General features: G+C 47.2%; 8 protein-coding genes. 5 read left to right on the plus strand and 3 right to left on the minus strand.

The window, feature by feature from the left end:
• Positions 1–10 precede the first annotated feature (10 nt).
• A complete protein-coding gene (locus AC1XTG_RS10880; protein WP_031527592.1) occupies positions 11–562 on the minus strand; it encodes a YcxB family protein in 552 nt (183 codons plus the stop codon).
• Between the two features lie 197 nt (positions 563–759).
• On the opposite strand from AC1XTG_RS10880, the gene AC1XTG_RS10885 reads away from it, so the two are divergent.
• The 4 genes from AC1XTG_RS10885 to AC1XTG_RS10900 all read left to right on the plus strand — a co-directional run bounded on the left by AC1XTG_RS10885 (position 760) and on the right by AC1XTG_RS10900 (position 5,270).
• Positions 760–2,820, plus strand: coding sequence for a BatA domain-containing protein (locus AC1XTG_RS10885; protein WP_484842010.1), 2,061 nt, complete (start codon positions 760–762; stop codon positions 2,818–2,820).
• Between the two features lie 107 nt (positions 2,821–2,927).
• On the plus strand, positions 2,928–4,070 hold the full coding sequence (locus tag AC1XTG_RS10890) for a 5-(carboxyamino)imidazole ribonucleotide synthase (RefSeq protein WP_484842011.1): 1,143 nt from the start codon (positions 2,928–2,930) through the stop codon (positions 4,068–4,070).
• A gap of 5 nt (positions 4,071–4,075) precedes the next feature.
• On the plus strand, positions 4,076–4,567 hold the full coding sequence (gene purE / locus AC1XTG_RS10895; RefSeq protein ID WP_056282865.1) for a 5-(carboxyamino)imidazole ribonucleotide mutase: 492 nt from the start codon (positions 4,076–4,078) through the stop codon (positions 4,565–4,567).
• Positions 4,568–4,628: 61 nt separating this feature from the next.
• Positions 4,629–5,270 carry a LysM peptidoglycan-binding domain-containing protein gene (locus AC1XTG_RS10900; protein WP_484842012.1) on the plus strand — a complete coding sequence of 214 codons (642 nt, stop codon included), beginning with the start codon at positions 4,629–4,631 and terminating at the stop codon, positions 5,268–5,270.
• Between the two features lie 78 nt (positions 5,271–5,348).
• Here the strand turns inward: AC1XTG_RS10900 and AC1XTG_RS10905 are convergent, their stop codons facing one another.
• Positions 5,349–8,228: a TonB-dependent receptor domain-containing protein gene (locus AC1XTG_RS10905; protein WP_484842013.1), complete on the minus strand. Its 2,880-nt coding sequence runs from the start codon at positions 8,226–8,228 to the stop codon at positions 5,349–5,351.
• 140 nt (positions 8,229–8,368) lie between these two features.
• On the minus strand, positions 8,369–11,980 hold the full coding sequence (locus tag AC1XTG_RS10910) for a PAS domain S-box protein (protein ID WP_484842014.1): 3,612 nt from the start codon (positions 11,978–11,980) through the stop codon (positions 8,369–8,371).
• Between the two features lie 80 nt (positions 11,981–12,060).
• Between AC1XTG_RS10910 and rsmA the strand changes: the two genes are divergently transcribed.
• On the plus strand, positions 12,061–12,861 hold the full coding sequence (gene rsmA, locus AC1XTG_RS10915) for a 16S rRNA (adenine(1518)-N(6)/adenine(1519)-N(6))-dimethyltransferase RsmA (protein WP_056282855.1): 801 nt from the start codon (positions 12,061–12,063) through the stop codon (positions 12,859–12,861).
• Positions 12,862–12,912 lie beyond the last annotated feature (51 nt).

Here is a 12,912-nt window from a genome sequence, read left to right on the forward strand (position 1 = left end):
AATGTAGTTTTTAAGCTTTCAAGAAGTTCTTTTGCTTCATAATGCGCTCAAATACTTTGATATCGTGCTCAGAGGTAAAGATATTGAATGGAAGGTGGAGGAATTGTCCCTTTGAAATGACAAGTACATAAGCTTCCTTGTCTTTGTAGGCATCCATAATCTGCTCCCATTTCATGATACTGCCTTCTTTCTGGTTCAGTTTCATCAGGATCTGACGATTGTCAATCTCGTACTGAAACTTCTCGAACATCGGCTTGTATTGGGCCAGCTGGGTAATTCCTGTAAACTGGATAAGCCAGAACAAAATATAAAGTATCACACCCACAAACACCGTAATATAGATCCACAGGTTGGGGTAAACGCCTGTCAGGTTAAGTACTGCATTGATCAGGATCAGGGCCAGGGGGATCAAGCCCCATTTGAGCTGCGTCTTAAAAAAGTAACGCATAGCCAGGATAATGTATGTTTTAGTAGGTAATGCGTATTTCTTGGTACGAACCGCAGCCGGGTTCGTGGGCATTTGATAAACGGGTTGGTGTTTGTTCACCGAAACTTTGGCCATAACTCAGTTTAAATTAACAAATTCCGATTTTCGACAGAATAAAGGAGAATAAGTTTTCGAAAATGAAGTGCAAAGTTAGGAAAAACCGGGCGACATATCAGAAAGGCCCTGAAATAAAAACCAGTTATGAGATTTTAGTGTAATTTGTCTTTCTTAACTGCGTTGAACAAGTAAATCAGCCATTTCGCTTCGATCCAATGAGTTTTCTGTTTCCATCATTTTTATGGGGTTTACTGGCCGTTTCTGTTCCGATTGCCATTCATATTTTTAATTTTCGCCGCACCAAGAGAGTATTCTTCACCAATGTGGCTTTTCTTAAAGCAGTTGAAACCAAAACACGCTCGGTAAGACAGATCAAACACTGGCTCGTACTTGCAGCAAGGATTCTGGCGATCAGCTGTCTCGCATTTGCATTCGCACAACCATTTATTCCCGCAGAAAACAAGCTCTCAGTCAACCGGCAGGGTGTTACCAGCCTGTACCTCGACAATTCGTACAGCATGGAAAGCGAGCTCAACAATAAGCGTTATCTGGACATTGCCACGCAGCGGCTGAGTGATTTACTGGGATTATTTAAAAATTCCACTTCACTTCAACTTGTTACCAACGATTTCTCGGCGCAGGAACAGGGGCTTTATCCGGCAGAAAAGCTGCGCGACCGGCTTACGACAATTAATCTTTCCAACACACCGAGAACATTAGACCAGGTTTACCGCAGACAGGAAAACCTCATCTCACGCCACCAGCAAGCGGGCAGAAACCTGCTTTTCTGGTTTTCAGATTTTCAGAAAAGCACCTCCGGGAACCTGAGCGCATTAAAAACCGACACAACCAACCAGGTTTTTCTGGTCCCGGTACAGGCAGCAGCCGAGAAGAACATCTTCGTCGATTCCACTTGGCTGAATACACCATTTATCCGCGAGCTGCAAAACAATATCCTCTTTGTGAAAGTAAGTAACTCAGGCACTGAAGAGGCCAAGAATGTGGTGTTAAAGCTCAGTCTGGACAATACCCAGGCTTCAACAGCCTCTGTAAATGTACCCGCGAACGGAAGCGCGACCGCCAAATTCAATTTTAACCTGAAGGGAAAAGGCTACAAAAAAGGACAGATTACCTTTGACGATTTTCCGGTTACGTTCGACAACGACTACTATTTCGTGCTCAACTCCTCCCCTTTGATCCGTGTTTTACATATATATGGTCAAAAATCAAGCGGGAATTATGTTGAGAATGTATACGACAACGACAGCCTGTTTACACTCCAGAGTTATAGCGTACAGAATGTCGATCCCGGGCTGATCAAGAATGCAGATCTGGTAGTTTTGGAGGGGTTAAATCAGGTTTCGGGTACATTGCCGCAGGAATTGCAGGATTTTGTAAGAAAAGGCGGGAGTGTTGCATTGGTTCCCCCGGCCAACCCGAAGGCAGAAAGTTATACTGCTTTCCTAAATGGCCTGGGCGTGCGCGGACTGAACGTCAATGCAAATACGCCTCCCAGCCCGATAGACCTGGCTGCCCCCGACAGAAATAACCCTTTTTTCAGTGATGTATTTGAAGAATCAGTGCGGCAGGAGATTAACCTGAACCTGCCTACTGCTGCGCCTGTTCTCAGCTGGTCGAGCTCGGGTCAGCAATTGCTTGCATTACGTAATGGACAGGTTTATCTGAATCAGGTTACGGCAGGTCTTGGCAGACTGTACCTCTTCGCAGCGCCATTCAATCCCGAATACGGAAAAGTAGCCCAGCACGCGATTTTTGTGCCAGTAATGTACAAGATTGCAGCTTCCAGCGTGCGCGCGCAACGCACATCTTTCAAGTTTGACGAAGACCCGATCGACCTGAGCATCGCCGGTGTCCAACCCAATGCAGTGTACAAACTTCGCAAAAACAAGACCGAGATTATTCCTGTGCAGCGCGTGAGCGGCAACCAGCTTCTGATCAGCATACCGCAGGGCGACCAGTTGGGCGAGGGGCTTGCGGCGGGATATTACGAACTGGTACGAGATGACAAACCGGAGCAACTCATCGCGCTCAACCACAACAATGCAGAATCAAAACTGCAATACTACTCGCCTTCGGAACTGAGGACGCTGTTTGCCGGACAAAAGAATGTCCAGGTTTTTGACAAAATAGATGACGAAGCATTTTCAACTGCTTTTCAGCAGCAAAATATGGGTACCTATCTCTGGAAGTACTTTTTATATGCCGCGCTGTTCTTTCTCTTCGTCGAAATCGCATTGATCAGGCTTCTGAAATGAGTAAGTCACCTTCCGAAAATTTGTCAAATTTTCGTCAAAAGATGCCAATTCAGTTTTATGTTAGCGGTTTTTAAGCCAATTTTGCGACCATCAAATTTGATTCGTAAATGCTTTCATACCGAATTGGAATTCTTGGAGGCGGCCAGTTGGGTTTAATGCTTTTGCAAGCTGCCGTGGACTGGAACCTGGATATCCACGTGCTGGATCCGGATGCAGAAGCGCCCTGCCGCAAAATTGCCCCTCACTTTCAGCAAGGATCTTTACAGGACTACAATACAGTTTATGAGTTTGGCAAAAACCTTGACATTATCACGATTGAAATCGAAAAGGTAAATGTCGAGGCACTGGAGGCTCTTGAAAAGGAAGGCAAGAAAGTTTACCCGCAACCTTCCGTAATCCGCCAGATACAGGATAAACGCGTTCAAAAGCAGTTTTACCTCGACCATAACCTGCCCACAGCCGAATTCATTTTAACCGAAAATCAACAGGACGTACATAACTACATATCGTTCCTGCCTGCTTTTCACAAGCTGGGCAAAGACGGTTATGACGGGCGCGGCGTGCAGCGGCTCACTTCCGAACAGGATCTATCCAAAGCATTTGACAAACCCGGCCTGCTCGAAAAAGCAGTCGATTTTGAAAAAGAGCTGGCGGTGCTGGTAGCGCGCAATGCGCAGGGAGAAACAGCTACATTCCCGACTGTCGAAATGGTTTTTCATCCGGAGCTCAATCTGGTTGAGTACCTTTTTGCGCCAGCAGAAATCCCGGAAGAGATCAATAACAAAGCACAGGAGATTGCGAAGAAAACTGCGGAAGCTTTTCAGATAGTAGGTCTGCTGGCGGTAGAACTTTTCCTCACAAAAGAAGGCGAGGTACTGATCAATGAAGTAGCGCCCCGGCCGCACAACAGCGGGCACCACACGATCCGCGCCAATGCGACTTCCCAATATGAGCAGCACTGGCGTGCAATCCTGGGCTTGCCGCTGGGCAGCACACAGGCTTATGGTCCGTCGGCGATGGTGAATTTGCTTGGGGAAGACGGGTTTGAAGGTCCGGCGGTTTACGAGGGAATGGAGAAACTCCTGGCGAAAGATGAGGTTTTCCCATTTTTATACTGGAAAAACATTACCAAACCTTTCCGTAAAATGGGACATATCACCATTATGGACAGCGATCTTACCGCTTTGAGAGAGAAAGTAGAATTTGTTAAGAACAATATCAGGGTTATCAGTACAAAATCAACGCAATAATTGAAATGGTAGGTATTATAATGGGAAGCCTCTCGGACGGAAAAGTAATGCAGCTTGCAGCAGACGCGCTGACTGAGTTGGGTATTCCGTTTGAAATGGAAATTGTATCCGCGCACCGCACTCCCGAGCGCATGCTGGAATATGCTTCCACTGCCAGATCACGCGGTTTAAAGGTGATTATAGCCGGAGCAGGCGGCGCCGCCCACTTGCCTGGAATGGTCGCTTCGCTCACTTCCCTGCCGGTAATCGGGGTACCTGTATTATCAAGCAACTCTATCGACGGCTGGGATTCGGTACTGTCAATTCTGCAAATGCCAGCCGGAGTACCTGTTGCAACAGTTGCATTGGATGGTGCCAGAAATGCCGGGATACTCGCCGCGCAGATCATCGGCGCGAGCGACGAAGCAACCGGAAAACGCCTCGACGCATTCAAAGAAAGCCTGAAAGACAAAGTTTCGGCCATGAACGAGGAATTAAGAAAGCAACTTGCAAACTAGTACGCGTTTATTATTTTCGTGAAATATTAACTCCACTAAAAACCTGATTTACGGCTAAGTTATGGAAGACGAATTCGCTAAAAAAAGAAATATCCGTCCTACCGAAAAGTCAAATTTACCCATCGTTACGCTGCTGGTATTGGTGCTTTTGGTATTAGCCATGCTTTATGTCGGCTATGAATATATCTCTGATAGCTCTTCCAATTCTGAGGAGCTCACGTCCGTGGTAGTTGATTCAACATTGGAAGAATCAGCAGCTGAGCCGATTACCGACGAGCCTCTTGCCGAAACCGGGTCAGTTGAAGAATCAGGTAGCAACTCTAAAACCAGGACAGAACCCGCACCGGTCACAGCGGAACCAGAAAAGCCAAAACCAGCTATTTCCGCAGGTTCAATTGGTGGAGAAACAATCACGCATTCCGTGCAGGGCGGAGAAACTTTTTCAAGTATCGCGTCGAGATATAACCTGAAAACCGAAACATTGCAGGGACTGAACAGCGATGTATCTGATGTTAAATCAGGTGTAACCAAGCTAAAAGTACAGGTTAAGGCGGTTCACACGGTAGGTCCTGGTGACGTTTTGCGTGTAGTCGCCAACAAATACGGCGTAAGCAAAGAAGCGATCATGAAAGCGAATGGCAAATCAAAGGACTTCTCAGAACGCGGTGAAAAGCTGATTATTCCTTTTCCAAGCAAAAAATAGAAGCCTATAAATACAGGAATCCCGGCCCATTGATCTGAGCCGGGATTTTTTTTTATGGTGACAAGAATTACTGATCTATCAAAACCCACCTGGGCCTCTGCCTTCGCCTCTTCGGAAGCCGCCTCCTTCGCTGTCAAAATCCCGTCTGCGTGAGTTATTGCTTGCCGGGGCTTTGCCGAAATTCTTCAATGTGTAGGTGAATGTAAGCATCGCGTACTGTGTCAAAACTCTGTTGCTCACGTCCTGAATGTAAGTTTCAGTAGTAGTACGGCTGATGCTGTTGTTTTGGTTTAAAATATCAAACACAGTCAGTTTCAGCTCGCCTGCATTGTTTTTCAGGAATTTCTTGCCAACACTCGCATTCCATAATGTAAAGTTCTGGTTGAACCCTGCACCCAGGCCGCGGTAAGACTGACTGCTGAGATCACTTTGGATCACAAAACCTTTTCCAAAAATCCAGTTGACGCGACCGGTAATGCTCTGCGTATAGTAGTTATTGTTCAGGTTAGGCTGGATCGTATTTCTGACCACATTGTAGTTGCCTGAGTACGAAGCGGTGAAATCCAGCTTCTCACTTACATTACTGCTCAGTACCAGACCTTGTGAAATCGCGTAGGTATTTGAGAAGTTAGGTACATTATTGATCATACCCGGCGATCTTACGTAGTTAAAGCCGGTTGTCAGGTTCACATTCAGTTTCAAAGGCGCTACCGGTTTTCCGTATGCCAGGAAAGTACGCGCATTCCAGCTACCATCCACATTGATTGGAGAGGTAAGTCTTGCGCCGCGTTCGAGCACAACGCCGCTGGGCAATGTGGTCGGTTCCTGTGCGATAATCGTTGAGTTCACGATCGCATTGTTGGTTTGTGTCAGAAACACCATTGCATTCAGGCTGTAAGGTCGCTCAGCACCGGCCAGTGAATAGCGGATGTTGAACGTATTACGGTACTCTTGTTTCAGGTTCGGATTACCCGCAGTAAGTGACAGTGGGTTGCTGTTATCTACCACATTTTGCAGTTGGGAAATCGAAGGCTGACTTGTGGAGCTGCGGAAAAAAGTCCGGAACTGCGTACCTGATTTTGACCGGTAGCTCAGCATAAAATTGGGCAGAAAATTCGTGAAAGACTGATCTACCTTGTTGTTGGTTGGCGCGAGTTGCTGGCTGTACAATCCGGTATTCTGAAAATCGAGTCCAAAGTTCGCCGACCAGCTGTTTTTACGATAGCGATAGCCCAGCCCGGCGCGGTTGGTAGTATATCTGTTATCAAAATTATTGGTAAGCAGCGTGTCCAGGTCCGTGTAGGTGTTTTCATCAAAACTCATATTATAAGTCTCGCGACTGGAATTGCTGTTGCTGACAGTCAGCCCATAATTCATCTGCAATTGCGCATTCTTGCTGATTGGCTCCGTATAAATCACGTTACCACCCAATGTAAGCCCGTCAGAATTGGTGTAGCTCACCTGATCGATCGTGTCGCCGCGTACTGCTATGTCGGGCAGCATGAAACCATCATAATATAAATTGCGTGAATAAAGGTACCGCGTTCCATTGCGGTCATTCAGCTGCGTATTTACATTCACGCTCACAGTCCGGCCTTTCTTGTCAAAGCTGTGACGGAACAGCAGGTCATTGGAAAAATTATAGCCCGCGTTTTTGTTGGTCTGGCTGTTGTCCTGGCTGTTCACCGGGCTGCCTGCTACCGTAGTAAGTCCAGTCCGCATACTCCCGGAGCTGTTATCCTGAAAACTGAGACGAGGTGTAAGGATCAGCGAGTTTTTTGGGTTGATATTGTATTCCACGCGCATGTTAAGGCGGTGATTTGCATTGGTACTGGAAGTCCGGCTCGCCTCATTATAAATCTGGTTACTGTCCGACTCGGCAAGCAGGTATTGCTGCGAGGTAGTCTGATCGTTCACATTGCTGGTCCGGTTGAAAAAATAGCTTCCTGAAACATCGACTTTCTTACCAATTTTGTTTGAATAATTAAGTCCGAAAGAGTTAGTGCCCGTGATCCCGCTCTGGTTACCGACCAGGAAGTTACCCGATGATCCCCCGCCGCCTCTTCCGCCACCGCCACCACCTCCGGTTACACCCAAAAGATCCTGGCTCGCAAAATTCTGCATATTGATATTATTGCTCAGCCCGATGACAGAAATGCGTTGGTCGCCTTTGAAAAAACTCACATTGCCGCCGGCCTGATACCGGTTATCCAGTCCGTAGCCACCGAAAAGTTTCCCGAATTGTCCCATTTTGCGGTCCGCTTTGGTCACGATATTGATCGTCTTCTGTGCATTTCCATCGTCAAAGCCCGTGAACTGCGCCTGGTCGCTCAGCTTATCAAAAACCTCGATTTTATCAACAATTTCTGCCGGAAGGGATTTCAGTGTCAACGCAGCATCGTCTCCGAAAAAGGGTTTTCCATCAACCAATACACGGTTCACGGTTTCACCGTGCGCTGTTACTGTTCCATTGGCGACCGTAATGCCGGGCATCTTCTGTATCAGATCTTCGGTAGTAGCATCAGGATTGGTTTTGAATGCGGCTGCATTAAACTGCGTAGTATCTCCCTTTTGCTCCATTGCGGTCACCTGGCCAACCACCTTTACCTCTTTCAGGTTGGCGACTGCCTCGGTAAGCTGGATCATTCCAAGATCCTGAACATCAGTGGAGAGCGTAATGGTTTTGGAAAAATCTTTATAGCTGAGATAAGTTACCTTGACCAGATAGGTATTTTCTTTGGCAAGACCCGTAAATGCAAACTGTCCGTTTACATCGGTAGTAACATACTCCGGCTTGGCGTCGGGCACATTGCGGCTCACGGCCACATAAGCGCCCACCACCGCTGAGCGGCTCACGCTATCAATGACGGTGCCTTTGATCTGGGCATTTTGCGCCTGCGAAAATGAGGTAGTCAATAAACCCAGGGCAAGGAGGATGAGGTAGCTGAATCTGTTCATGGTTTCTATAAAGGTTTCTCGGAGGTTAGAGCCAGACTTCTCCTGAAAGTTTAACTGCATTTACCGGGAAACCTTTACAATCGACAGATCTGCGCAAATTTATAGATCAAACCACCGTTTCGCTCGATGGAAATGCGCATTTATTTCAACCACTCTTTTAATAAACCTTCATATTTGCTGAGAAATACGTCGTAGGCTGCTTTCAGCTGTGGCAATGCTTCCGCCAAAGTACTGGTATCATCAGATTTCAGTCTCCATTCCGCATCTCTCGCGATCTCGGCCACCTGAGCCACGCCCACCGTGCCGCCACTCCCTTTCAATGTATGTAAATTGCTTTTTACAGTTGGTATATCGCCAGCTTCATAGGCGATCAATGCACCGTCTACAAGCTCGTTGGATTCGGTAACAAAATCCTCAAACACGGACCAAACCAGATCAGCACCGCCTATTCCATTCAGCTGATCGATAATCTCTTTATCAAGTACCGGCAGCTCGGGCTCCGCTGGTGCGGGCGCAGTGATGGCGGACGCTTGCTGAACCGTTTTACTGCCTATGAGCTCCTTCACCTTCTGGATCAAAGTCTGGGCGCGGATGGGCTTGGCAATGTAATCGTCCATTCCCTGACTGATAAACCGGTCGCGGTCTTCCTTCATGGAATAAGCTGTCATCGCCACTATGGGCGGCAGCCCCTTTACCTTTTTCCGTAACTCCTGGGAGGTTTGCACACCATCCATATCCGGCATCTGGATATCCATGAAAATGATATCATATAGCTGGATCTGCTTTTCCACCCGGCTCTCCACAATTTCGATCGCTTTGAAACCGCTCTCCGCCAAGTCCACTTCACAGCCCGATTTTTTAAGTATTTCAAACGCGACTTTCCTGTTCACCGCATTATCATCTACCAGCAAAATGCTCGGGTGGTATGTTGAAAAGACATTTTCAATATGCGTTTCTTCTACTGGAGTGAGGTTACTTACCAATGCACCCGTGGTTTCCATTGTTTCAAATGTAAACCAGAAAGTACTCCCCTCGCCCAATGTAGACTCTACGCCAATATCCCCGTTCATCAGCTCACACAGCTGCTTGGAAATGGCGAGCCCCAGGCCGGTACCACCAAAAGATTTGCGGGAAGAGTTATCGAGCTGCGTAAATGAGGTAAATAAAATCTGCTTGTCCGTACCACTGATCCCGATCCCCGAATCCTGCACTTCCACTTTGATCTTATGCCGCAGTCCATCCTTTTTCACCAATGTAAGAATGACATTTACCGCGCCATTTTCGGTGAATTTTAATGCATTCGAAGTCAGGTTTGACAGGATCTGCAACAATCTGGTCTGGTCTGCTACGATAAACTTCGGCAGCTCCGGAGCAATGCGGTAAGTCAGTGTATTGTTCTTGCTCTTCGCAGTTTGTCCAAAAAGCGAGACCAGCTTCAGGAGCAGTTCTTCCACAGAGATCGGACTCTGGTGAAGCTCCATTTTGCCTGCCTCTATCTTGGAAAGGTCGAGAATGTCATTCAAAATGTTGAGCAGCGTTTCCGACGAGCGTTTAATCGTGAGCACGTAATCTTTCTGCTCTACATTCAGCGGCGTCTCACCGAGCAGGTCTATCATCCCGATCACACCATTCATCGGCGTACGAATTTCGTGGCTCATATTGGCCAAAAACCCTTCTTTCACTTTCAGCGACCGCTCGGCATGCTCCTTGGCTTTGAGCAGTTCCAGCTCATTACGTTTCAGCTCGGTAATGTCACGGGCGAGTACCGCCACTTCGGTAGGCTTTCCTTTTTCGTTGGAGAACATGAGCATGTTGATCATAAACTGCCGCTCTGTTCCGTCTTTCCGGTAAAGTGTGATCTCGAAATTCCGCAGGCTCTTTGTTTTCCTCAGCCTGATCAATGCAGAATGGATCCGCTTTTTGTCAGGGAAGAATTCAACTACCTTGTGCCCGATCACTTCCTCAGGCAGGTACCCCAGCCTTTTCATGACCGACTGGCTGATCATCGTGATTTCTCCGCGACGGTCAATCCGGCAATAAATGTCCTGCAGATTCTCGAAAATACCCCTGAAAAGCTCCTCACTGTGCCTTAGCGACAATTCTGCCTCTTTCCGGCGGGTAATATCACGGGCAATACCGGATACTTCTTCAATGACGCCATCGGCATAATGGATCGGATTGAGGTAAAATTCAAGCCACATGTTGCTCCCGTCCTTTCGCTCTATTTTGAACTCGAAGTACTGGGCCTCCCCGCGCAAAGCCTGCCTGTACTTAGATTCGAGTGTGCGGCGATTGCTGTTGCCAACCATTCTCCACCCGAACTTCTCAGGACTCGATTGCAAAGACGGACGCACACCCAGCTGGTTCTGGATCAGGTCTGCGTAATTTCTGTTAAAGGATGTCAGTTGCAGCGATTTGTTCACCGACCAGATCAAATGCGAGCTGCTGTCGAATATCGCATTCAGGCGGGCTACATATTTGCTCAGCTCTTCCTCGCTCTGCTTTCTCGCAATGGCAAGCGCCACCTGGCCGGAGATAAATTCAAGCAGTTCAAGGTCGCGCGCATCGAACATATTGGGATCATCATAGGATTTCACCCCGATGATACCGGTAACCCGGTCGCCTATCCGCAGCGGAACACACAAAAGCTGCTTCGGGGTTACCCCATAGAGATATAAGCTGTTGGTTTTAGCGAGTTTTTCAATGTCGCCGTCAGACAAGAACAGAGGTTTGTTCGACGCGATCGCATATTCAGTGACGCCATTTCCCAGCTTCCGCTTCGTAAAACGCACATTTCCCTGAAAGTACTGATCGACGTAATATGGAAAGTAAATGAAGCTTTTGCTCTGATCGTACAGTGCAATGAAGAAGTTTTTTACGTCAATGATTTTACCAAGCTCTTCGTGGATACAATGGTAAAAATCGTCGAGATTCTGGGTTGTGACAGTCCAGTTTGCAATGCTGTAATACAGGTTTTGCGCCTTTTCAGCCCTGATTTTCTCAGTAAAATCATTGAGGATACACCGGAATGCAGTAGGTTTCCCATTGTCATAGCGACAATTGACACTCCCGGAAACAAATACTTTTTTCCCTTCCCGGCTTAAAAAAACCGCCTCGAAATTCGAGTTCGGGTTACCTTGCTCAATCTTCTTCAATTGCTCCAGCGCCTGCTCCTTGTGCTGCGGGTGCAGAATATCTTCCATTCGCATGGAGGCGATTTCATCCAGTCCGTAGCCCAGTACTTCGCGCCAGGCTTTATTAACGAAAATGAATTTTCCGTCAATCGCAACCAGCTGGATCAGGTCGCTGGTATTGTCCACCAGATCCTGCAACTGTGAATTCGATTTGGAGATTGAAGATTCCATCCGGCGGCGCCTTGTAATATCGTCACCAACAAGGGTAATGCATTCAATCTCTTCACCTTCCCGGTGGATCAGTACGGAATTAATAGAAAAAGTACGAACTGCGCCATTTTGTGCAAGAAACGGGATCTCCCGTTGTTCAAGCTTTCGTTTTCCCTGGATACCTTCTTCAAGCATCTGCCGCACTTCATATTCCTCCTCTTTCGGGATCAGCCGGTCGAAGATGCTCTGGCCCAGCAGGTCAGACTCCTGCCAGCCCGTTTTCATCAATGCATGAGCGCTTATATTCCTGATGATAAAGTCAGGAGAAAAGGTAATTCCGATCAGATTTAAATGCTGAAGTGTAGCGTGTATAGTATGCCAGTCGGCCTGCGACAATATCATTTCCATGGTTCCGTATCAACGCACTTTTAAGGTTCCTTCCAATTCTTTATTCGATAAATCTACGAATTAAGACGTAATTTTGGTTCGTGAAAACGAATTATAAAAAACCAAATGACGGGAGAGTCAGAGCTAAAAAGCACCTTGGCCAGCACTTTCTGAAAGACTTAAATATTGCGCAACGCATTGTCGACGGACTGTCGGGTCACGGCAGCTATAAGCAGGTTCTCGAGATCGGGCCGGGCATGGGCGTACTTACCCAGTTTCTCTTGCCGAAAACTGATTTCACTACTTCCGTTATCGAGATTGACAGGGAATCAGTAACCTACCTGGAAAAGCACTACCCTGAACTTGCAGCAAGGATCATCGGCGGTGACTTTTTAAGGTTTGATACCGTCAGCTATTTCAATGAGCCTTTCGCGATCATCGGAAACTTCCCTTATAATATCTCTTCACAGATCTTTTTCCGCGCATTGGAAATCCGGGACCATATTCCCGAGATTGTCTGCATGCTGCAAAAGGAAGTGGCAATGCGCATTGCTTCACCTCCCGGAAACAAGGATTATGGCATTTTGAGCGTGCTTTTACAAGCTTTTTACGATATCGATTACCTCGTATCCGTTCCTCCCGGCGCGTTTGACCCTCCGCCAAAAGTGCAATCCGGCGTCATCAGATTGAGGCGGAACAGTGTTCAAAAGCTGGATTGTGACGAGAAGAAGTTTTTCACCGTTGTTAAAACGGGCTTTAACCAAAGACGGAAGACGCTGCGTAATGCATTGAAGCCGATCGGGATCTTTCCGGAACATCCTTTACTGGACAAAAGAGCGGAACAACTCAGCGTCCATGATTTTGTCGAGCTCACCAGGTTGGCAGAAAACCTCCCCGCATAATGGGGCTGTCCGATAAACACAAATTGTAAGCTAAAAGCTAACAACTGGTAG

This window comes from Dyadobacter sp. HNCC25DJ183, from assembly GCF_056895175.1.